The sequence below is a fragment of the Pelotomaculum terephthalicicum JT genome (genome assembly GCF_022410535.1).
GTDB classification, from domain to species: Bacteria; Bacillota; Desulfotomaculia; order Desulfotomaculales; family Pelotomaculaceae; genus Pelotomaculum_D; species Pelotomaculum_D terephthalicicum.
In genome coordinates, this window is the sequence record NZ_JAKNBL010000048.1 from 1 (window position 1) to 21,823 (window position 21,823).

General features: G+C 49.6%; 21 protein-coding genes. 4 read left to right on the forward strand and 17 right to left on the reverse strand.

Going from position 1 to position 21,823, the window contains the following annotated elements; genetic code table 11:
• Nucleotides 1–438 precede the first annotated feature (438 nt).
• From L9W92_RS16735 to L9W92_RS16755, 5 genes are all read right to left on the reverse strand, one after another.
• Complete coding sequence (locus L9W92_RS16735) at nucleotides 439–654, reverse strand: acyl-CoA carboxylase biotin carboxyl carrier protein subunit (RefSeq protein WP_240084886.1); 216 nt, start codon at nucleotides 652–654, stop codon at nucleotides 439–441.
• Between the two features lie 565 nt (nucleotides 655–1,219).
• Nucleotides 1,220–1,906: a TMEM165/GDT1 family protein gene (locus L9W92_RS16740; protein WP_312038119.1), complete on the reverse strand. Its 687-nt coding sequence runs from the start codon at nucleotides 1,904–1,906 to the stop codon at nucleotides 1,220–1,222.
• A 113-nt stretch (nucleotides 1,907–2,019) separates the two neighbouring features.
• Entirely contained in the window at nucleotides 2,020–2,253 is a 234-nt protein-coding gene (locus tag L9W92_RS16745) for a hypothetical protein (protein ID WP_240084887.1), read from the reverse strand.
• A 91-nt stretch (nucleotides 2,254–2,344) separates the two neighbouring features.
• A complete protein-coding gene (gene lgt, locus L9W92_RS16750) occupies nucleotides 2,345–3,130 on the reverse strand; it encodes a prolipoprotein diacylglyceryl transferase (protein WP_240084904.1) in 786 nt (261 codons plus the stop codon).
• Between the two features lie 239 nt (nucleotides 3,131–3,369).
• Complete coding sequence (locus tag L9W92_RS16755) at nucleotides 3,370–5,832, reverse strand: two-component system response regulator (protein WP_240084888.1); 2,463 nt, start codon at nucleotides 5,830–5,832, stop codon at nucleotides 3,370–3,372.
• Nucleotides 5,833–6,117: 285 nt separating this feature from the next.
• On the opposite strand from L9W92_RS16755, the gene L9W92_RS16760 reads away from it, so the two are divergent.
• Complete coding sequence (locus tag L9W92_RS16760; protein WP_240084889.1) at nucleotides 6,118–6,414, forward strand: carbohydrate-binding protein; 297 nt, start codon at nucleotides 6,118–6,120, stop codon at nucleotides 6,412–6,414.
• Nucleotides 6,415–6,451: 37 nt separating this feature from the next.
• Here the strand turns inward: L9W92_RS16760 and aroB are convergent, their stop codons facing one another.
• From aroB to mobA, 6 genes are read right to left on the reverse strand one after another with little or no spacing between them, the layout of a single operon-like run.
• Nucleotides 6,452–7,537, reverse strand: a complete 1,086-nt coding sequence (aroB, locus tag L9W92_RS16765; protein ID WP_240084890.1) for a 3-dehydroquinate synthase — start codon at nucleotides 7,535–7,537, stop codon at nucleotides 6,452–6,454.
• Nucleotides 7,538–7,540: 3 nt separating this feature from the next.
• Nucleotides 7,541–8,056 (reverse strand): shikimate kinase, encoded by a 516-nt coding sequence (locus L9W92_RS16770; RefSeq protein WP_240084891.1) that lies wholly within the window; start codon nucleotides 8,054–8,056, stop codon nucleotides 7,541–7,543.
• Between the two features lie 6 nt (nucleotides 8,057–8,062).
• Nucleotides 8,063–9,223 carry a chorismate synthase gene (aroC, locus tag L9W92_RS16775; protein WP_282442399.1) on the reverse strand — a complete coding sequence of 387 codons (1,161 nt, stop codon included), beginning with the start codon at nucleotides 9,221–9,223 and terminating at the stop codon, nucleotides 8,063–8,065.
• Between the two features lies 1 nt (nucleotide 9,224).
• Nucleotides 9,225–10,112, reverse strand: a complete 888-nt coding sequence (gene aroE / locus L9W92_RS16780) for a shikimate dehydrogenase (protein WP_240084892.1) — start codon at nucleotides 10,110–10,112, stop codon at nucleotides 9,225–9,227.
• A complete protein-coding gene (locus L9W92_RS16785; RefSeq protein WP_248286096.1) occupies nucleotides 10,096–10,620 on the reverse strand; it encodes a YqeG family HAD IIIA-type phosphatase in 525 nt (174 codons plus the stop codon). The genes aroE and L9W92_RS16785 overlap by 17 nt, the downstream gene beginning before the upstream one ends.
• Before the next feature lie 8 nt (nucleotides 10,621–10,628).
• A complete protein-coding gene (gene mobA / locus L9W92_RS16790) occupies nucleotides 10,629–11,231 on the reverse strand; it encodes a molybdenum cofactor guanylyltransferase (protein ID WP_240084894.1) in 603 nt (200 codons plus the stop codon).
• 294 nt (nucleotides 11,232–11,525) lie between these two features.
• Here mobA and L9W92_RS16795 point away from each other — a divergent pair, with 294 nt between their 5' ends.
• Complete coding sequence (locus L9W92_RS16795) at nucleotides 11,526–11,918, forward strand: sigma-70 family RNA polymerase sigma factor (protein ID WP_240084895.1); 393 nt, start codon at nucleotides 11,526–11,528, stop codon at nucleotides 11,916–11,918.
• On the opposite strand, the gene L9W92_RS16800 is transcribed toward L9W92_RS16795, so the two are convergent.
• The 4 genes from L9W92_RS16800 to L9W92_RS16815 form a co-directional block, all read right to left on the reverse strand.
• On the reverse strand, nucleotides 11,887–13,389 hold the full coding sequence (locus L9W92_RS16800) for a recombinase family protein (protein ID WP_240084896.1): 1,503 nt from the start codon (nucleotides 13,387–13,389) through the stop codon (nucleotides 11,887–11,889). The genes L9W92_RS16795 and L9W92_RS16800 overlap by 32 nt on opposite strands.
• Nucleotides 13,362–13,544 carry a hypothetical protein gene (locus L9W92_RS16805; RefSeq protein WP_240084897.1) on the reverse strand — a complete coding sequence of 61 codons (183 nt, stop codon included), beginning with the start codon at nucleotides 13,542–13,544 and terminating at the stop codon, nucleotides 13,362–13,364. The genes L9W92_RS16800 and L9W92_RS16805 overlap by 28 nt, the downstream gene beginning before the upstream one ends.
• A gap of 301 nt (nucleotides 13,545–13,845) precedes the next feature.
• A complete protein-coding gene (locus L9W92_RS16810; RefSeq protein WP_240084898.1) occupies nucleotides 13,846–14,559 on the reverse strand; it encodes a LolA family protein in 714 nt (237 codons plus the stop codon).
• A 117-nt stretch (nucleotides 14,560–14,676) separates the two neighbouring features.
• Complete coding sequence (locus L9W92_RS16815) at nucleotides 14,677–15,828, reverse strand: hypothetical protein (RefSeq protein ID WP_240084899.1); 1,152 nt, start codon at nucleotides 15,826–15,828, stop codon at nucleotides 14,677–14,679.
• Nucleotides 15,829–15,853: 25 nt separating this feature from the next.
• Here L9W92_RS16815 and L9W92_RS16820 point away from each other — a divergent pair, with 25 nt between their 5' ends.
• Entirely contained in the window at nucleotides 15,854–16,303 is a 450-nt protein-coding gene (locus L9W92_RS16820) for a sigma-70 family RNA polymerase sigma factor (protein WP_312038120.1), read from the forward strand.
• Between the two features lie 220 nt (nucleotides 16,304–16,523).
• Nucleotides 16,524–16,988, forward strand: a complete 465-nt coding sequence (locus L9W92_RS16825; RefSeq protein ID WP_240084900.1) for a hypothetical protein — start codon at nucleotides 16,524–16,526, stop codon at nucleotides 16,986–16,988.
• 50 nt (nucleotides 16,989–17,038) lie between these two features.
• Here the strand turns inward: L9W92_RS16825 and L9W92_RS16830 are convergent, their stop codons facing one another.
• A complete protein-coding gene (locus tag L9W92_RS16830) occupies nucleotides 17,039–18,799 on the reverse strand; it encodes an S-layer homology domain-containing protein (protein ID WP_240084901.1) in 1,761 nt (586 codons plus the stop codon).
• Between the two features lie 98 nt (nucleotides 18,800–18,897).
• The gene (locus tag L9W92_RS16835; protein ID WP_240084902.1) at nucleotides 18,898–21,678 is read right to left on the reverse strand and encodes an S-layer homology domain-containing protein; all 2,781 of its coding nucleotides are present in this window, start codon (nucleotides 21,676–21,678) and stop codon (nucleotides 18,898–18,900) included.
• Nucleotides 21,679–21,823: the final 145 nt, after the last annotated feature.

The window sequence follows — 21,823 nt, forward strand, 5'->3', positions numbered from 1 at the left end:
CTTCTTTGCCATGCCCATTTTTAGGAATGTCGTGAAAAGGACAGTCTTTTTAGCCTGGCATGCCAGAATTTCCAGTTGCTTTATTCCAGATTTAATGATTCCTCCCATCTAATGCCGAGAGCCTATGATTATTTTGCTTTCAAAAATATAGACATTCCCTTGATCAGAAAAGCTACTACAAAACCGATTACGGCCAACATACCGTAAGACATCAGGGCAATTTGAATAGATGTTTCCAACACTTTTACTTGCCCCCTTTCATATTTTTGTAAACTATCATGCAAATATAACCAACAAGAAATTCTGCATTTATACAGTATACAATTAACGAATAAAAATAATAATGTTGACGGCCGCCTTCAAGGGTTTGCCTGAAATAAAGCAACTCCAGTGACGACCGGCACCATTTCCCTTTGTCCAAACAAAATCGAATAAAAATTATCCCAGCGTAATAATCGCTTTGGCCGGATCAACGTTTGTATTGGGTTCAGCGTCAATCGAAGCGACAGTTCCGTCGGACGGGGCAAATACTTTAATAAGCATTTTCATGGCTTCAACAGTAGCAACGGGATCGCCTTTTTTAACCGCGTCGCCTACCTTCACATCGACAGAAATCAGTTTACCAGCCATCGGGGCGTTAACAGCTACACTCATGATAAAGAACTCCTTTCAGTTTGTTTTTAATAAATTCTTTCAATCTTTACCCTCAATAAACCCTTCATCTCTAAAACAACTACTTCAGCGGAAATAAACCGCCCACTGCTAATATTGTTCCAGAAAACCCCCTTCCTTATCACAAAATACAAAATACACCTGGCATATTTAAATATGCAATAACCATGCCAGGCGATTTGTGCCTGTAAATTAACCCGGAGCCGTTCCTTACCGTCACCAGATAATGCATCATTGCATACATAACTGCAAAATTACATTCATTAGATCTGCCTACTAGAATTCGTCTCCTCAAGCTTGTCCTTAATCTTCAGACAAAGATGCCCTATTACCCGATATTCTACAAAAACCCCATCAAATTATCACTGCCAAAATTAAGCATATTGCATCACTGGGATTGCCGGGTCAAGCATTGATATTATACCACGTGGACAGTGGATTGAATAGCTTTTGTTGCGATAGTTATCGTAGGAAGAACCGGTATGTTTTAGATGTATATAATAAGGAATGCCTCAATATTGCAAAACATTGCAAAACCTGAAAAAAATTAGCGGGACCTGCCTGCTTTCGCGGTTATCCATATAGCGAGAACAGTTAATAAGATAAGCCCGCCGACATAGGGCGCGGTAATAAATTCGCGCGGCACGGATGCATACAAACCGATATAGCCGAAAGCGATAAATATCAATGCCGAAATCCATTTTATGAACTTCTCCGGGATTCTTTTACCCGCCAGAACCCCGATATAAATCCCGATGGCGTCCGCGATCAGCATGCCGGTCGTCGTGCCTATGAGAGTCGCCACCGGGGCGTTGTATTTTGCCGCCAGCGCGACGGTAGCCAACTGGGTCTTATCACCCATTTCCGCGAAAAAGAAGCCGACCCCCACCGTCGCCACCGGTCCCCATGAAGTTGTTCTTTTCTCCTCGCCGCTTAAATGATCCCCGTTAATCGTCCATAAGCCGAATAATATAAATGAGGCAGAGGCAATTACCTGGATGGCTTTCATATTGAACGACGCTCCCAGGTAAGTCCCCAGAGCGACTGCCAAAGCGTGGTTGAGCAGCGTGGCGACAAGCACCCCCCAGAGGACGGTCCTGGCCGGAAACCGAGTGGCAAACGCCATCGCCAGCAATTGTGTTTTATCGCCCATTTCCGCTAATACCACCATTAATACCGCGCCTAGAAAAACCAGCAACTGAATCCTCTCCCTGCCCGGCGATAATCGAAACAAAAAGACCTCTATATAACCCGCCTATAGTTACGACAGTTATGCTAAAGGTCTAGTTTACTTGTTTATTCTAATCTTGTCAAATATAACTGGCCGGCGCGTCGACTTATTTCAAGTTATTTCAAGGATTTTTGCACCTGCTGCAGAACATCGCCCACTTGATCGTTAAGCTGCAAAAGCCGGGCGCATTGTTGAGAAATATCGGGATGGCCGGCAGAAGCTATCTGTTGAAGCAGTTTGCCCATTTCCACAGTGCCGTTCTGGGCGTCCCGGATAAAAAAAGAAGCCTGCTCGCGTGACAGCAACGCGCTTCCCCTGTGCTCGAAAAGACCGGAAATCAAAATCTTCAACCCTCCATTCGTCAGTAGTCAGGAGTCAGAAGTCAGAATAAAAGAATCTCCTTGAGTTTTATCCTGAATTCTGACTCCTGAGTACCTGTTATTATTTATTATTCTCCTCCTGCCGAATATTATGTTTTTCTTGTTTTTTTCTGACATATAATCCGATTGCCGCGGCAATTAAGATTAAACTGACCACTTGGGCCGCCCGGAACGGTCCCAGCATCAGGCTGTCGGTACGCATTCCTTCGATAAAAAAGCGGCCGGCGGAATACAAGGCGATGTAGGCCAGCAGGATTTGACCAGGCAATTCTGCCCGCCTGCGGTAAATCATTAAAAAAATAAAAACTAGCAGGTTCCATAATGATTCGTATAAAAAAGCCGGATGGTAGTATTGACCGTTGATAAACATCTGCTTTTGAATAAAACCGGGAAACCGGCTGATAAACTCCCTGGCAACCGGACCGCCGAAAGCCTCCTGGTTAATGAAATTGCCCCAGCGGCCAATCGCCTGTCCGAGAATAACGGACGGCGCCAAAACATCTCCCCATCGCCAAAAATTCAGGTTATGTTTTCTCACATAAAGGAAACCTGCCAGGACTCCTCCCAACAGGCCGCCGTGAATGGCCAGACCGCCGTGCCGGACGGCGAATATTTCAAGTAGATTGTAGCTGTAATCCTCCCAGCGAAAAAGAACGTAATACAATCTCGCGCCAATTATCGCGGCCGGTATGATATAAATCAACAGATTAAGCACATGGTCGGAATCGAGCCGGCTCTCCGCAGCCAGGCGATAAGCCAGCGCCGCGCCGATGATGAAGGCGGTGGTCATAATAACGCCATACCAGTAAATAGGCAAAGGCCCGATATAAAAGGCAACCGGATTAATCATTTTTACCTCCGTAGGTCATAATAATCTGACGGTATTCAGGAGTCAGAATTCAGAATAATTCAAGACAGTTACTATTTTAGCATAATTTTTATACAACTCAAAGAAACAGGCTGGTTTGTACCAGCCTGTTTCTTTGACTAACCTAATCTCAAATGTCCTCGCTTTCTCTTATTCTGACTCCTGACTCCTTTTCTATAAACATCCCATAAGGCTTGCCTAAAATTTTATTGACAAAGTCACAGCGTGCTTTTCCTGCGAATCATTTCTTCAAATCGATCGGGCGGAACAGGCTTTCCGAAAAGATAACCCTGCATTTCATCACATTGATGCTGTCTCAAAAAGTCGTACTGCGCTTCGGTCTCCACGCCTTCCGCCACCACTCCGAGCTTGAGGCTTTGTCCGAGCACGATCACTGTTGAAGCAATCGCCTCATTATCCTGTTCGGTACCTATTTCACTGACAAAAGACTTGTCGATTTTTAATTTGTTGATAGGGAAACGTTTTAAATAATTAAGCGAGGAATAACCCGTGCCGAAGTCGTCTATGGCCAATTGAATACCCATATCCTTTAATTCGTGAAGCATTTTTACGGTATATTCGGCGTTTTGCATGGCCACACTTTCAGTTATTTCCAATTCCAGCCAGCGTGGTTCCAGGCCGGTTTCCCGCAATATCCGTGACACTACTTCAACTAAATTTTGCAATTGAAACTGGCGCGCCGAAAGGTTTACCGCCACGCGCAAAGGGGGCAGGCCCGCGTCCTGCCAGGTCTTGTTTTGAGCGCAAGCGGTGCGCAATACCCATTCGCCTATCGGTACAATCAACCCGGTATCTTCCGCCAGGGGGATAAAATCCCCCGGCAGGATCAGTCCTCGCCCGGGAATCTGCCAGCGTACCAAAGCTTCCATGCCGATTATCTTTCCCGTATTCATGTTTACCTTGGGCTGGTAATAAACCACAAACTCATTGCGATCCAGCGCGCGGCGCAAGCCGTTTTCCATAGCCAGCCGTTCAAAGGCTTTGGCGTTCATGGCCGCAGTATAAAGCTGGTAGTTATTCTTGCCGTTTTCTTTGGCCCTGTACATCGCGGTGTCGGCATTTTTCAGCAAGCTCTCGGCATCTTCACCGTCGTTTGGATAGAGGGCTATACCAATACTCGTGGAGATATAAAGCTCGTGAACGCCGATATGCACCGGTTCTCTGATGGCCCGGAGAATTTTCCGGGCGACCTTAACCGCGTTTTCCGCCTGAAGTATTTCCGGCAACAGCACGGTAAACTCGTCGCCTCCCAATCTTGCCACAGTATCGTCTTCACGCACATATCCGACCAGCCGCCTGGCGATAATTTTCAGCATCTGGTCCCCCATATCGTGCCCCAGCGTATCGTTTACCAGTTTAAACCGGTCCAGGTCGAGAAACAGCACCGCCAGCATTTGCTTATTGCGCTTTGCGCGGGCTATTTCCAAAGCAAGACGGTCCTTGAAAAGCATCCGGTTGGGCAGACCGGTTAAAGCGTCGTGAAAAGCCTGGTGCCGGATCGTTTCCTCATAACGCTGTCTTTCCGTGATGTCTCTTGAAACAAATACCACCCTGCTCTCGCCGGTGGCGGTCCGGTATGTTTTTCCCGTGCTCTCAAACCAGCGCAGCTCCCCGCTCTTATGAATAAATCTAAAGATAACCTGTTCTATGGTCCTATGCTCAAAAACTCTCCTGAATGACGCTTTGACAGCGGGACAATCCTCATGATAAACCTGATCGGCAACTTTTCTGCCGATCAGTTCACCGGGTGCAAAGCCCAAGACATCCCGGTAGTTCGGACTCAGGTACAAATAACGTTCATCACAGTCTATCTCACTGATTAGATCATAAGTGTTTTCGGCAAGTGTGCGGTGGCGCTCCTCACTCTCACGCAAGGCCTCTTCCGACCGCTTCCGCTTGGTGATATCGCGCAGGATAACGGTAAACAACCGCTGCTCGTCAAAATAAAATTCACTTATTGTTAATTCTATGGTTCGCGCGGAGCCGTCTTTTCTACGTCCGGAAATTTCCCTGATCGCGCCGGCGCGCTGGTATCTCCCGGTGAGTTGGCCGCCGGAGAAGCAGGCGTCGAATTCTTTACTGAATTCCGGCATGAGCAGGTTAATGTCCCGTCCGAGGACATCCCTGCACCCGTAGCCGAAGATACGTTCCGAGGCAGGATTAAAAGACTGAACGACACCGCCCGCGTCGATGGTAATGATACCGTCAAGCGCATGGTCCACCAGCGTCCGGTTGAACGCCTCGCTCTGCTCAAGCGAAGCCTCGGCGTGCCTGGTATACATCATCCGCCGCACGCGATGACGCAGAACCGCCCATTGAATAGGTTTCGTTATATAGTCGGTAGCCCCCGCTTTGAAAGCCATGTCAACGTCTTTATCATCATCCAGCTTGGTAATCATGATTACCGGTACGCGATCTCCGCCGGGGAGCTCCTGCAGCCGGGTGCAGGCGGTAAAACCATCCATTACCGGCATCATGCAGTCCATCAAAACAATCTGCGGCCGGTAATGTCTAAAGGCGGACAGCGCCTGCACCCCGTTCTCCGCGTCAATAACATTATAGCCATCGTTTTCCAGAATCTGACGCAGTTTAAACCGCATATATTTAGAGTCGTCCACCACGAGAATCAAGGAATTCTTTACTGCTGCTTTATCGTCCATTTTTACCTCTTTGGCGATACTATATTACCCATGTCATCCACCGTACGTTTGAGAGTAGTAACGATGACATTATAAAAGTGTCACGGGGTACTAATAATGGATCATTATTCTACATAATAACCCATAATTCCTTCCGCTTAAAAATTCAGATTGTTATAAATTTTATGAATAATATGACTGTATTAAGCTTGCAAACCGATTTGACATTAATATACGGTAATAAAAAGCTTGTTAAAAGGCAAGATAAATAATAGTTTCACTAAATATATACATGGGGGGACTTAAATGATGGCAAAAGGTTGGAACGACTTTCAAAAAGGCGTGGAAGTAAAAGCCAGTGATTATAGCAATGATATTACCATCTGCTATAACGGCCTTCTGGCGAAATCAGGCGCCGACCAGGTATTTTTGCATTACGGTTTCGGCGACCACTGGATGGATTCAAGCACTGACAAAATGAATAGAACTTACCGGGGATGGGAAAAGAACATCAGAATGAAAAGCGACAAGGTGAATTTTTGCTTCAAGGACTCCGCCGACCACTGGGACAACAACAGCGGCAGCAACTGGATAGTTCGTTAGCGGCAAGGGGCAGTTGAACTGCCCCTGTTTAATCAAATCACGGTGCTTGATTCAGGTGCTTCTCAATCACCTCAGCGCTTAAATCCTTATTTACCGACACTTTGCCGATACTCAAGGGAAGAACAAACGCCAGACGCCCGCCGGCAGCTTTTTTATCGTGATGAAAACTATCGACAAGGTCTTTTGGCGTAAGGTTCCTGGGCATTTCCAGCGCCAGACCCGCGCGGCGGATTAGCGCTTCGATCCGGCCGAGAGCGGAAACGCTTAATAGCCCGAGCGCCGCAGCCAGCCGGGCGGCGGCCGCCATGCCTATGCCCACCGCTTCACCGTGCGTGTACCTGCCGTAGCCGGTCAGAGTCTCGACGGCGTGGCCGAAAGTGTGCCCGTAATTCAGGATAGCCCTAAGGCCACCCTCGGTTTCATCTTGCTCCACCACTGCCGCCTTAATCCGGCAGGACTCCCGGACCACATGAATAAGCGCCTCGGTGTCACCTGCCAGCAGCGCCTCGATGTTTTCTTCCAGCCAGGCAAAAAAATCTTCGCTCCAAATAACACCGTACTTGACCACTTCGGCCAGTCCCGACCGCAATTCACGTGGAGGCAGGGTCTTTAACAAGGCTACATCGGCTAATACGAAACCGGGCTGATAAAAAGCCCCGATCATATTTTTACCCCTGGGGTGGTTTACCGCCACTTTGCCGCCGACACTGCTGTCCACCTGGGCCAGCAGCGTAGTCGGCACCTGGATAAAAGGCACTCCGCGCAGGTAAGTGGCCGCGACAAAACCCGCCACGTCTCCGGTCACCCCGCCGCCCAGAACAACCACCGGGCTTTTTCGGTCAAGCCCTATGTCAAAAGCCAAATCGTAAAGGTGCCCGGCCGTGGCCAATGTTTTATTCTGCTCCCCATCGCCAATCACTCCAAAAGCCACGTGAAAACCGGCTTCCTTGAGGCTTTTCTCAGCATGCGTTCCGTATAGGCTTCTGACGGTGCAATTGGTGATCAACAGCGCTTTTTCCCCCACAGGCAGGGCTTTCAAGCAATTCCCCAGCTCTTTTATTATGCCGGCGCCGATATAGATCGGGTAACTCCTGGCGCCCAGATCAACTTTAATAATTTCCATGCTTCACAGCTCCTGCTTTTCCTTGAGATACGCAACAATCATTTCCACAACTTTCTCCTGGGGAAACTCGCCGGTGTCCACCGTATAGTCAGCCACATCGTAAACGTTCCGGCGCTCCATTAACAAATTCTCAATCTGTTCTTTCAAGTCGCCTTTAGCAAGCAGGGGGCGGTTCTTCTTTTTTTTTAATCTGTTGAAAATAACTTCCGGCATGGCCTTAAGACCGATCAAAACGCCGTTGCTTTTCAGAAGGCGGACGTTTTCCGGGTCCAATACCATTCCCCCGCCGGTTGATATGACCAGTCCTTCTTGCAGAGCAAGTTTTTTTACCAGAAGCGCTTCCTCAGAACGAAAACGAACCACACCGTGCCGGGCAAAAATCTGTGTCACAGTTTTACCGGTAATACTCTCAATTTCCGTATCGGTATCAATAAACTTTCGATTGAGCCGGTGCGCCAAGCGGCGGCCCACCGTCGACTTGCCTGTTCCCATGAACCCGATTAAAACAATATTTTTCAATAAACACTACACCTGCCTTTGATACAACAGGTAGTTATGCCAATTGTCCTTTAATTCCGCCAGGCTGTCGCCTCCGCACTTTTCCACACATGCCGCGGCGATTTCCCAGGCCACCACCGCCTCGCCAATCACGCAGGCGGCGGGAACGGCGCAGATGTCGGAACGCTCCACTGACGCTTCCACAGGCTCCTTGGTGATTAGGTCAATACTGCGCAAAGGCCGGTATAGTGTCGGTATCGGTTTCATCGCTGCACGCAGCACCACAACCTCCCCATTTGTCACACCGCCCTCAATACCCCCGGCGCGGTTGGTCATGCGGTAGAATCCCCTGTCTTGCCCGTAAAAAATTTCGTCTTGCACCAACGAACCCGCCTGCCCCGCCGCCGCAAACCCCAGCCCAATCTCCACGCCTTTCACGGCCTGAATACTCATGACGGCGGCAGCCAGGCGGCCGTCCAGTTTCCGGTCCCATTGCGCGTAACTGCCCAAACCGGCCGGAACACCGTAAGCATTAATTTCAAAGATGCCGCCGAGCGTGTCGCCTGCCTTGCGGGCCTGATCGATTTCAGCGATCATTCGCTGCTCCGCGTCAGGGTCCGCGCACTGGAGCTGCGAACCGGCCATTTCAGCTGCCAGCTCCTCCATGTCGAGGCTTCCCGCCACAGCCTCCGTACCGCCAATCCTCACTACCCGTCCGACAATTTTGATCCCCAACTCTTCCAGGAGCCGCCGGGCCACACTGCCCACCGCCACCCTGGCGGCAGTTTCCCTGGCGCTGGAGCGCTCCAGCACATTGCGGATATCTCCATGCCGGTATTTCATAGCTCCCGCGAGGTCGGCGTGGCCCGGCCGCGGCCGTGTGACCACCCGTTCTCCCACACGCCCGTCCGGTTCCGGCGACATCACCCCGGACCAGTTGTCCCAATCTTTGTTCTCCACCTGAAGGGTGATCGGGCTGCCAAGAGTCAGACCGCCGCGCACCCCTGACAGGAAACGCACTGTGTCGCTCTCAATTTTCATCCTGGCGCCGCGGCCGTACCCTCCCTGGCGGCGGGCCAGCTGTCTGTTGATGTAATCACCGGCCAAGGACAGACCGGCCGGCATGCCCTCAATAATCGCGGTGAGAACCGCGCCGTGCGATTCTCCCGCGGTAAGATACCTCAACAATTCAAATCCTCCATTGCAAGCATTTTAGCAAGCTTTCCCTCATTACCTCAACCGGAGCCGCTTTACCGGTCCACATTTCAAAAGACAGGACACCTTGGTATAAGAGCATGCCCAGACCGTTCAAAGCAACCGCGCCGGCTTGCACGGCGCGTTTCATGAAAAGGGTTTCCGCGGGATTGTATACCAGATCGCAGACTACCTGCCCCGGACTAAACGAGGAAAAGGGCAGCGAAATAGACGAGCCTTCATCCGGATACATCCCCACCGGCGTGGTCTGCACCACCAGATCGGCCGGCGGCGTTTCAGGCGGATCTGGTTTTTTTCCGCTCCCGGGCCATGCGACCACTTCGGCGGCCGCCGGCCCCGCGTTTTCCACCAGCAGCCCGGCCAGCGCTTCCGCCCGCTCTCTTGAGCGATTGGCCAAAAACACCTTCCTCGCTCCGGCCAGGACCAACTGGACCGCCACGGCCCGCGCCGCGCCGCCCGCACCCAGGATCAGCGCCGTCTTACCGGCGGGGTTGAATCCGGCCTGTTCCAGCAAAGCCCGCAAAAACCCTCTCCCGTCAGTATTATCACCGAGCAGGCGCCCCGCCTTGTTGACAATCGTATTGACCGCGCCGATCAAGCGGGCTTCTTCGGTAACTTCATCTAACAGGGGCAGCACGGCTTGTTTATGTGGAATAGTTACGTTTACTCCCGCCAGCCCCAAGGCTCTAACCGCTGCCACCGCTGCCGGAAGACAGGCGGGTTCAACCAGAAAAGGCACGTATACAAAATCAAGCTCAAGCGCGTTAAAAGCAGCGTTATGCATCACCGGGGAAAAAGAATGTTCCACGGGACAGCCGTAAATACCGCATACTTTTGTCCGGCCGCTAATCCCGGTCAACATAGACAACCTCTTTGTACTTGCTCAGCCTGGCCAGCACAAGCTTTTCCAAAGGGCGGCAAATCAGCCTCGAACCCCAGAAATCCTTGCCTTCCATTGGAACAACCAATATAGTGTGCAAACCTGCCAGATTCCCGCCTAAAATATCGGTAAATATCTGGTCGCCAACCAGCGCGGTTTCTTCAGGAGAGGTTCCCAACATTCTCATAGCCCGCCGGAACGGTTTAACCCACGGTTTAACCGCGCGGTGAACCGAAGGAACCTCCAGCAACCCGGCGATGGCCACCACGCGTTTACGCCTGTTGTTGGAAATAATGCCCACTTTGAAACCATGCCGGCGCAGCTCGCAAATATACCCGGAAACCTCCGGGGGAAACTGATACGAATCCCTCCGGATAATAGTATTGTCCAAATCGAAAAGGACTCCCTTTATCCCCAGCTCTTTCAGCCATTCAATTTGAATATCGGTAATCGATGACACGTAAATTTTTGGATATAATAATTTCAACAAGCCCCGCTCTACCTTTCTCCATCCTTGTCGGCCATCTCTCTCGCCTTATGCAAATCCGCCGGTGTATTGACATTGAAATAGACAGTTTTAATATCGATATCCGGACATAAACTTTCCATGCTTACATAATTTACCTTTACAAGAGAATAAAAATCATCTGTTTTGTATCTGTCCGCCGATAACGATTTTTCAATGGCCGACAGACAGCTCCGGCTGTAAGCGGCAAACAGAGGCTGCCGGTAAATTCCGTAACTCGGCACGGCGACATCGTATCCTTCCAATTGCCTGATCATAAAGCCCGCCAGTTCCGCGGTGATGAAAGGCATATCGCAGGCAACGACCAGGATCTTCTCATGTAATGCCGCGTGAAGCGCGGCATGGATGCCGCACAGCGGGACATTGCCTTTAATGAGGTCGGCGACAACTCTCAGCCCGAGGTTCCGGCCTGTTTCCATGCTGCCCCCGGAAATTAAAACCTCGGAAAACACCTTTTTAAATTCACCGGCTATGTGTTCAAGCATACCTTGCCGCCCTACTTTCAGAAACGCCTTATCAGTGCCCATGCGAACGCTTTTCCCGCCGGCCAGAATCACTCCTGTAGCTTGAATCATCTTATCCCTGCATCCTTCCATTATGCGATAAATAGAGTAAAAAACCAATATCTATATTTTACCCATGCCCGACTGCTAAAACAACTAAATCCAACAAGAACAGGTTACTACCATTATAATCTCCGGGCGGTATAAAAAGCCACCATATTATTATTGCTTCTCCGGCCGGACAAAAAAACCTTTATTTAAACAATTAAACAATTTTTACGAGGACTTGCACCATTACCGCCACCGGAATCATATTATTATTTTATATGCGTGAATCATCAAACGAATTAGGAGGGATAAATGTAGATGCTATCTGGTCTCTGGGCTTTGACCGTGGTATCTCTGGTCAACGGTCTCCTGCTGCTCGTCTCTTACATCGCTAACAATTCCTTTCCGCAGCCGCTGTCTGAGGAAGAAGAGCTAAAGTACCTCCGGCTATTAAGCGGTGGCGACGAAGAAGCGCGCAATGTCCTCGCTGAGAGGAATTTACGCTTGGTGGCACATGTCGTCAAGAAGTTCGACAGCACCGGAGAAGATTCGGAAGACTTGATATCCATTGGTACAATCGGTTTGATTAAGGCGATTAACACCTTCAACCCCGGTAAAGGGACCCGGCTGGCAACCTACGCGGCAAGATGTATTGAGAATGAAATCCCGATAACAATAACTAGCGGGTTGAACCGGAAAAACTGGAACTAATCTCTTGTTCCGTCAGTTTTGCCGATATTATTATTTGAATGTCGTGCAAGCCCTTGCTACCGGGTCTGCCGCGGCCGGACACCGCGACCCGCGCCACCAAAGTCCTTACCAACGCTTTCTTTTCTTCAAACTTCAGTTTATCCAGCCCGGCCAATACTCCTTCAGCCAGTGCCCGGGTTTCCTCCAATCCGGCACTGTACTTTTCCATCTCCCGCAAGGCGACTTCCAGCTCTTGCTTGCGTTTCTCAAGTCTCTCCTGCCGTCCCTTCAGGCTGGCAAGTTTGGCTTTGGTCCTGACATCCAGCTCAAACAGCCCGGTAGAAAGAGCGTCCAACACAGCCTCCCGGCCTTTAACCAGATCTCCCAGGTGTTTCTCCACGCGCTCCAACTCCCTGCGCGTTCCTTCGTGGCAATTAATGTTGGCCATTGCTTCCCGCGCCAGGGCGTCCGAGTCTTGCAGCCAGGCGCAAACCTCTTTCCAGACCACGTTTTCAATGGCACGGGCCTGTACGGCCTTAGGCGGATGACATCCTGCATTTTTCGCGCCCTGATGATTTTTCCGGCAAGTGTAGCGGCGTTCCTTCTTGCCCCACCAGGTGGCATAGACACCGGTCATGGTGTTCTCACAATCAGAGCAGGTAATTAGGCCTGACAGCAAATAACTGTGCCTTCCTTTACCGGCCCACAAGCGGCGGGCATCTTTCAGTTTTTGCTGCGTCTTGGACCAAACTTCTTCTTCTATCAAAGAAGGAACTGGTATAAACACATCTTTATACCGCCAAAGTCCGATGTAGACAGGATTGATTAATATCTGGCGGATTACATTCCGGTGCCACCCGCCTTTCCTCTTTCTGGTCGGGACGCCGGCTTGATTCAAGCGCCGGGCCACTCCGTTTATCCCTATGTCCTCACTGACGAACCAGGAGAATATATCTTTTACTACCGCCGCTTCGCTCTCATTTACAGACACAACCCCGGTCTCCTGGCTGTAGGAGTAGCCGAAAGCGTAAAATCCAACCGGGATCCCGCCCTGCCTCGCTTTTTGGGTTTTACCCCTGCACATGCGGTCCCGGATCTTTTCCCGCTCGTACTCGGCGATGGCTCCGCGGATAGAATAGAAAAGCCTGCCTTCAGGCGTATCCTGCCAAGTAAAGTCCAAAAATTCCAGCCGGACGCCGGCCTTTTCAAATTCTTCAGTCAAAAGCAGCTGCTGGACCAGCTTTCTGGATAACCGGTCAGGGTCGCGCACGATAATCACGTCCACCTGGCAATTCCTTACCGCTTCCCTTAAGAGTGAAAGGCCGGGCCTGTCCATTATTTTACCGGTGATTCCTTCATCAGCGTATTCAGTTGTTACTGACGCCCCCAGTAACAGGGCGCGGCTGCGGCAGGCTTCCCGCTGTTCGGACAGGGAATAACCGTGCCGCGCCTGGTCCTCTGTGCTCACCCGGACATAGATTGCCGCGTGCAACGGTTTCTCGCCTCCAGTTCCCGCCGGACTTTTCCCGCAAGCAAGCGGTAGGCGTCCTTCAGACCGCCGCCGCCTTCTGAGCAGACCACTCTAACAGTGACAAGCGGCTCTCCTTTTTCTTTTTTATTTTCTATTTTCCCACTAACGGCGCTCATTCCACCCCGCTCCCTTCGCTAAATACTACGCCGCTTCGGGATTGTCCTAAAACTACCATAAAAAATAATATCAAAAAAATTTCGATTTCGTTTTATTGACGTTGCCGATATGCAGAAATTCCTGCAAAACAAGAAAAGAAGACGGTAGGCGCGAATAAATCCAGCATTTTTTGGGGCAAGCCATTAAAGGTAGGTTAATGAATCTCAACGTCTTCATTAAAAGGCAAAGCGACATATTGATAATCACTTAAAAAGAAAAACCGCCTGAGGTCTAACCTCAAGCAGCTTTTCTGCGTCTTGTTTACTGTCCGGCGCCGGGTACTTTAGGTAAATTATTCAGCATTTCGCTCATATCGGTTACAGCCACACCGGCCGGCAGCTGGAAGGTGTTCGCCGGTTGTTTTCCTACTGTCATATTTTTATATTCAATAACCATCTTGTTGCCGTCGGCGCCTGTTACCTCCAGGCGGACAGGGATGCCGTAATCCTCCCGCACCCACATTTTCGTAGTTTCCTTTCCATCAGCGCTTGTAACGGCAATAACCTTACACTTTACTCCATCGTAAACCGTCGTTTCCAGGATCTCGTATTTATCCGGAGCCGTATCTACGTCCGCGCTATATTCGAAAGGATTCACCGATTGTTGATTGTCTTGTTTTTCCAGAGCCATTTTCATCGCTGTGTTTTCATCGGGATAATAAGTGTAAAACGCACTGCCGTCAATGATAGTAATGGTTTTTTTACCCTCTGCCGTGGATTCACTTTTCACTTTTTCTCCTTCAATCCACATTTTCCCGCTCATAACAGCGTCCTTTGATGTCATGCTGTAGTCAAAAGATAAACCCTCGATTTTCTTGCCCTTGGCGAAAAGACTTGCGGCAGATTCTTCATTGGCAGCAGTTTGCTGACTGGTTGGCTGACTGCCGTTTTCCTTCTTGTTCCCCCCGCAGCCTGCCATAATAAGGCATGATAGAATAAAAACCAGGGACAATAAAAATGACAAACATCTCTTCATGATATAAATCCTCCTTCGCCTGTTTATATAAATAATACGTTAAAAAAACAATTTATCCTTTTTTTGAATATTTTTTCAACATCCGCCCCACAAAATGGCCCAATTGCCTGTTTATCCTTACCCATTTATTTCCCGGCAAAGATCTTGAAAAATCCAGCCGACCCCGTCCCGCCAATGATCATCTTCAGCATAATGCCGGTTGATCCAGGTTAAGGCATCCATTGCTTCCGGTTTTGTCCAAAGTAAATTTGATATGGTTTTCGACGCTATCCTGGCTGAATCCTGAATGCTTGTGTTGTACTCAGTCCAGCTATGATAAACATTGAAGGGGTTGTTGGCGATTGCGACAGCTTCCTTGTCCTGCCTGGGCACAAAAGACTGTTCCTGCCCCGTTATGGCAAAAAGGAAAATGGGGTTGACGTTAAATTCTTTGGCTGACTGGACAATGACCGAGAAATATGGCTCTTCCGCCAGGATTGAATTTCTTTTAAGCAGCGACTGCCTTAATTTTGCAGTATTGACTTCCTGGTACAGCAGATCCTCCGGACGAATTTCCAGTTGCGTTGTGGGCTGATGCGCCTTATTTGTTGTGTTATTGGATACTATCATCTGACGAAAAGAAAGCGGCAAAATATTTAGAGGCTGCAACGAAACGGCTATAGATATAAGGAGGATGGCAGTCATGACCTGGCAGGACTTATTTTTCAACCAAGCCCCGGAAGCACGCCGGCATACTCCGGCAACTCGTTTCAATAACCAGGCTCCAATTTGGGGCAGAGCCGGCTTTGGCAAAGGATGAAAATTTTCCGGTTCAAACTCAACATTATGCAAGCACTCCAGGATGAGACTCCAATCATGCTGCACTATATCGCCGGCATACCGGCGCACTTTGTCGACGAATTTGCGCAGAGTTTCCCTGGAAACGGGAATTTCCTGCCGGCCATTAACCCACCGGGTAAGCGCCTCCGTATAATCTTCCTCATAGTTTTGAATGGCAATGCAGGTCTTAAAGATATCGTCGTCGTTAATAGTGTAATGATTTGTGGAAACTGCTTTTTGTAATAAGCTGCCCCTAATTTGAGACCTGTATCTTTCATTAAACTCTTGAAGATGCCTGTCAATTATTTTGCGGACGGCATCCGCCAGAATATTTGCCCGTTCATGGCTGCCGGAGCCGGGATATTTTTTGCGGATATAATCACGCAAAATAAATATGTCGTTATTCCTCAAGACTGGCGTTTTCTTTAAACATTCCAGAACTGCCTGCATTTTTTCCTTCCCCCGGGCCAACTGTTTGCGCTGGGACTTCTTGGTTAATTATACCATAAGTTCGGCCCGAGAAACCCAAATCTATCTGCCGGGCTTTGTTATTGAGATTGAAATCCTTATGCACCTGCGGTATATAAAAAAAGTCAAGGCTGAAATATCCCTCTACGACCCCATTGGGGTCGATAAAGAAGGCAACGAGATTACCCTGGTAGACATTCTGGGCACACATCCTGAGATTGTGGCGGAAACTGTGGAAAACAGATTTGAGCAAAAACGTCTCCGGGAAAAAGTGAGCCATTTGACGCGCCGGGAAAAGAAAGTGCTGGAGTTGAGATTCGGGCTGGAGAACGGCGCGCGGCAAACCCAGCGGGAAATCGCCAGAAACCTGGGCATATCACGATCATATGTGTCACGTATCGAGAAAAAGGCTCTGAACAAATTAACCAAGGAATTTGCCTCGGAAAGCCTGCAGTAACAACACTTGCATTTTTATCAACCTTTTAAGTAACGATACTTAAAAGGTATTTTTATTAATAAAACAATTTTAAAATATAATCACCGTCTAAAAGCAGCAAAACCATGTCAACTTCTTACAAAATATTGTCTGAATTTGCCATGACTCAATTTGCTTAATATGTTAAAATAAAACAGGTCAAGTATCCAAAAGAGCTTGCTGAGAAAAGGGGAGAAGAATTGTGGGGAAGAAAACTATAGTGGGAATTTCGGTGCTGGCTTTAGTGCTGGCCTTAATGACAGCAACCTTTATTTTTTTCAGCGTCAACAACTTAAAAAAGGGTCCATCCGAAACTGACAATACCGTGCCGTCCGGGCTGATTACGGATGTTGTTCCCTCGGATAAGGTCGATGCGCAATCCTCCAGAGACGCTTACGTCAAAGCAACCTCCCTGGCAATCAGGACGCCCGAAGCGGACGATATAAAAACACTTATTCCGGTTATGATGAAATTCAGTCCTGCAGAACTATCCACTCTCACCAGCCTGGCAAGCAAAACCATGACCAGGGAAGAAATCGAACAGGCAAAAAGCATCCTCCTCGGCAAGTTAAACCAGAAGGAGGTTAATCTCCTCTTGCAGTTGGGGCCCAAGTACGGACTTGATTTCCGCGCGGTTTTAGGCGCGACTGATGAACCTAAACCATAGAGAATTGCCTGTGGGCGGCCGGAGCCGCTCCTTATCCAAGCCAACACTTCCTAAGGCAGGGTAATGGTTAATGAGACAGCCGACGAATTGCCGCTGCCGTCTGTTAATGTTCCCCTTAAGACTACCGGATTGCCAAACAGCTGTCTAAAATTATCTAAATTCATCCCCTTACTGCCAAACTGACTAAGGATGCTGATCACTTCCAGTTGATTGTTACCTGCACTTAGTTTTTGAGTCAGCGGAATATTTTCAACTATTAGTCTTAGAGTTGACATCTTCGAAACATTGATTGTTCCCCCGGTTATGGGCAATGCCCCATCAAGGCCGGATAAGTCAACGCTGCCGTTCCTACCGTCGCTAATCGCCACATTCCTCGTTTGACCGCCAACTGTAATTGTGGCGGCAGTGATTATGGGAGCGCTGCTATCACTGCCGGGGGAGCCGCCCCCACCCGATGCCTGCGAGCCGGCAGGCATTGATTGGGTCACCACTTTATTCGCTATCGTTGCGGTGATTCCATTCGAGACCAAAATGTTGCCGGGCGACTGCTGCATCGTTACCCCGTCGGCATGCACCCGGGCTGTTTCCACAGTTCCCTGTCCTGTCACCGTTGCCGCCGCATTCAGGGTTAAGGTGGATACCTCTGCCCCGCCGGCCACGTTTACAGTAGCTCCCGCGGCGTCTTCCCCGACAATCAGCCCGGTGACCGACCCGCTGGCCAATTGAACAGTAATTTTGGGTGACGCTATCTCAACAGATTGAAAATTTCCCTTTAATACTATTACCGCATTTGCCGGAACGATTCCGGCAATAGTTATACCGCCAAACCCATTTCCGGCAAGCCCGGATTCCTCCAGCCCGGCTCCCGAATCCAGTTCCACTTCGCCGACAGACGTGTTCCCCAAAGCGACTACTCTCACGTTGCCGTTACTTTTGTTAACCGTTACGGTACCTAAGGTACAATCCTCAAGGGTAATGCTGTTGGTTCCTCCGCCTTTAATGGTAGTGCTTCCTTTTACCGTAACATTTTTCAGGGAAACATTGCCTTCGCCGATATCCTCCGTTAAAGCAAGGCGCCCATTAATGGCAGTATTCTGCAAAGTGACTCCTGCGGCGCTGACAACCACATTGCCATCGATCGTATTTATGCCCTGCTCCGGCCCGTAGGTCCCGGCTTGGTCAAAAAATGCAGCTTTTGTTGCCTCTCCCGCGGCTCGCTCCAGGGTGACGATGGCTTCCGCCCGCGTGATGAATTTTTCGGGCTGATATGTCTGGTCGGGGTACCCCGCCATGTACCCGTTCGCCACAACCGCATTTACGGGTCCCCTGCTCCATTGGGGAATGCTGGCCAGGTCTTTTAACCTGCTCACCGCATTGGCGTTTTCAGGGATTTTTAGTTTTAACAGTCTGGATAGAATTACGGCTACTTCCTGGCGGCTGATTTCATTGTCGGGTCTCAAAGTGCCATCCTCATAGCCCGAAATATACCCGGCCGCCATGGCGCTGCAAACATCTTTAAAAAACCAGTCAGTTGACGAAACATCGGTAAAATGAGCCGGGGCGTTACCTGTCAAGCCAAAGGATTTATTCACCAGGGTGATAAACTCTGCCCTTGTAATGCTATAGTCGGGTTTAAATGACCCGTCCGGATATCCCCTGGCGAAGCCTTTATCAATCCAGCCGTTAATTTGTTTCTCCGCCCAGTGTCCCTGAATATCCGGCGGCTGGGCAAATGAAGCGCCGGCTCCTAGAAAGAGGAACAACGAAACAATAGAACAGATCTGTAAAAATTTTAGACTCAACTTAAACAATGCTCTACCCCCAAAATTATATTGCAGTGAGAAGAAAAGCCGGGCAAGATTTTACCCGCAGGCTCAATCTTGCCCATGACTGCTTACTTATATACAAGCTATAACAAACCCAGTAATCGTTTGAGCATGGCTGTTGCTTCCGCCCTGGTGGCGTTGTCCTGGGGAGCAAACAGAAGAGTTCCATCGGCACTCAGGCGCCCCTTGATGATTTCCTGGTTTACCACCTGGGCTACCGGTTCTGCGGCCCAGCCGGAAATCAAGTCTTTATCGGCAAACTTGTCCATTAGAGCACCGGTATCTTCGGTATTTTTCTGTTTTCCTTGGTATTGCAGCGCCCTGGCGATCATGGCTGCCATTTGTTCCCGGGTAATGCTGTCTTCCGGTCCGAATTGTTCGTCATTATAGCCCTTGATTAACCCGGCGGCAGAGGCACTGGCCACGAAGCTATAATACCAGGCGTCTTCCGGCACATCCAGGAAGGTGATGGCTCCTTCATTTTTCAGCTGCAGTTCGTTCACCAGCAGGGTGGCAAACTCTGCCCTGGTTACCATTGCATCCGGGGCAAAGGTGCCGTCGCCCATACCCTTGACGTAACCGTGGGCCGCCATGAACTCGATATCCTTTTGGGCCCAGTGGCCGGCGATGTCGGAGAAGACCGGCGGTTTGGGGGTCAGGTCGGAGGGCGGGGCGGGGGTCAGCAGCGCCCACTTGCTGAATTTATCGGTTTCAAATGTGAAGGTGCCGCCGGTCGCGTCATATTGGCCGGAAACAATGTCCCAGGCGCCTTTTTCCTCATTAAACCGGCCGGCCCGCAGCTCCCCATTGGAGGCGGCATCCCGGGCGGATGCCGGTACCGGCAGGGCAACCTTTACCGACCCGTTGAACTTTTCGATATCTTGCTGGGTGTCGTCTTCCGTTACAGCCACTGCGTCAAGGCTGAAAATGTCGCCGGCAACATTGTCTTGCCCACCGTATACGGCCTTATCGACAATCTCTTTGGCGGCAGCGGAATCAAGCTTAGCCGCGCCGATTTGAATAACGGATATCTCGGTAAGGTTTAGATCCGGGGCTTTTAAGGCTTCCGCCTCCAGGGTAAAGGTTACCTCCGAAGCTTTTACCTCGATTTGTTTACCCGTCAAAGCCACCTTATCCAACTGAGCGATGGTAAAGCCGATTTTGCCATGCGAATCAGCTTCAAGCGAAATTATTCCGCTGGAACCGGCAGCTTCTATAGCCGCATCCAGGTCGGAGTCGCTAATGGCGGTTACATCCGGTACGGCCGGGGTACCGCCGCCACCAGCGCCGCCTCCGCCTCCGCCGCCGCTACCGCCGCCGCCACCTGCGGGTGTGTATGCAATAAATTGGGTGAAGTGCTTGGTCCAGAGTACCAGGTCGGACCCGACGTTTATTTTGCCATCCCCTTCTGCCGGCAATTCAGCATCGGCCACCGTCTGGGAGTCGGCGCTTATCGTCCTGGTAATGGTTACAGGGTTGCTACTATTACCCCTTTGGTAAGCGGCTGATTTCCCTTTTTGCCCCGGTAGAAGCAGCCTGACCCCCTTATCAAAGGTCTGGACCGCGTCAGGCAGGCCTACTTCCACCACCATGCTGACGTTGCCGTTGCTTATGCTGACACTGTCGTTCGCCTTGACTATAGGCAGGGTAATAGTGCCGTCCCAGCCGGCCGGACCGGTTATTTTCGTATCGTCAGGAATCTGGAGGGAAATGGTGCCAAAGGAGGTTGCCACCTGAGCCTGTACGAACGGTAAAGTGGCGGTGCCGCCTGCCAAATCTTTCGCCTTTATTTTGGCTCCGCTTACCTCCCGGGGAACAGTAATGACTACCGGTTCGTCAGCGCATACCTCTATGGTTTCATCGCTTTTCTTTGGTTTTTCCTTCTTAGGCTTGAGTACTGTCAAGGTGTAATTTTTTTCAGCACCGCTTGGAGCGGTTACCGTAACAGTAACTTTAACCTTTCTGGAATTCCCTTTGAAAGAAATAGTCTCCGACGCGGTCCCACTTTGGACAAGCTTTTTTTCAACCTTCACCGTAGCATTGGCGTCAGCCGTGGTTGGGGTGACGGTAAACCCGTTAACGTCGCTGCCCACGATAACCGTATACTTGACGGTATCCGGCGCAAAGACCGGATCCAATGAGCCTGCGCTTACAGTCAGTCCGCTCAGGTCGGCGTTATCATTTAAATCTCTAATGGTATTAAGAATATTTTCGAGCTTAGTGATCTCTTCAGCGGTCAGTGCCTTCCTGAGTTTTTCAACATTTCCCCAGTTTAATCCATAGCGGGCCGCAGTCGAAGAAGCTATTCCCAAATCATCTTTTAAAATTTTCTGCAGATCTGCTTTGGGGATTTTATCAAAAGGATCAAAGGTCAACTTCGCAACATCCAATACAGTTTTAATGATATTAGAAGCAGTAAGGCCTTTCGCCACCAGAGTATCCTTTAAATCTTGCTCAAAGCTGCCTTCAACCGTATTGATAAAATTGGCCAGCTTCGTCAAATCGCCACTTTTTAAATCGTTGATTTTTTCTTCAGTATTTAGCTGACTCATCACGCTGTTATAAGCGCTTTCAACCTGTGCATTGGTCAAACCCAAATTATTGAGCAGGAGTTTTTGATGGGGGTTAAGGATTTCCGGTATTGAGTCGCTTTGGACAATGATCCTCTGGCCAATCGCCAGAGCGTCGTTTACCTGCTGAGTGCTCAGTTTCTGAAACTTGACGATAAGCTCATCAACATCTTTCAGGTCGTCCGGAGTAACAGCATTTGCAGTTGATACGTTAATTGATATAACGGTGCTCAAGAAAAATATAGCCGTCAAAAGGACCGATAATATTTTTTGCCGGATTTTTCTTTTTCTCAACTTAAAATACCTCCTAAGAATTAAATAGCCTCTCGGCATTCGCCGAGGCAGATGGCACAAGGCTTTGCTTGAACCATCGTTATTGAATTCCTCCTACTTACCATAGAGGAATTTTTTTTAAATCCGCATCCAATTGGGAATTCGG

Excerpts from the sequence above, each read along its gene's own strand:
- L9W92_RS16735 (WP_240084886.1), bottom strand. The coding sequence starts at position 654 with ATGAGTGTAGCTGTTAACGCCCCGATGGCTGGTAAACTGATTTCTGTC.
- L9W92_RS16755 (WP_240084888.1), bottom strand. The coding sequence starts at position 5,832 with ATGGACGATAAAGCAGCAGTAAAGAATTCCTTGATTCTCGTGGTGGAC.
- L9W92_RS16760 (WP_240084889.1), top strand. The coding sequence starts at position 6,118 with ATGATGGCAAAAGGTTGGAACGACTTTCAAAAAGGCGTGGAAGTAAAA.
- aroB (WP_240084890.1), bottom strand. The coding sequence starts at position 7,537 with ATGGAAATTATTAAAGTTGATCTGGGCGCCAGGAGTTACCCGATCTAT.
- aroE (WP_240084892.1), bottom strand. The coding sequence starts at position 10,112 with ATGTTGACCGGGATTAGCGGCCGGACAAAAGTATGCGGTATTTACGGC.
- mobA (WP_240084894.1), bottom strand. The coding sequence starts at position 11,231 with ATGATTCAAGCTACAGGAGTGATTCTGGCCGGCGGGAAAAGCGTTCGC.
- L9W92_RS16795 (WP_240084895.1), top strand. The coding sequence starts at position 11,526 with ATGCTATCTGGTCTCTGGGCTTTGACCGTGGTATCTCTGGTCAACGGT.
- L9W92_RS16805 (WP_240084897.1), bottom strand. The coding sequence starts at position 13,544 with ATGAGCGCCGTTAGTGGGAAAATAGAAAATAAAAAAGAAAAAGGAGAG.
- L9W92_RS16810 (WP_240084898.1), bottom strand. The coding sequence starts at position 14,559 with ATGAAGAGATGTTTGTCATTTTTATTGTCCCTGGTTTTTATTCTATCA.
- L9W92_RS16815 (WP_240084899.1), bottom strand. The coding sequence starts at position 15,828 with ATGCAGGCAGTTCTGGAATGTTTAAAGAAAACGCCAGTCTTGAGGAAT.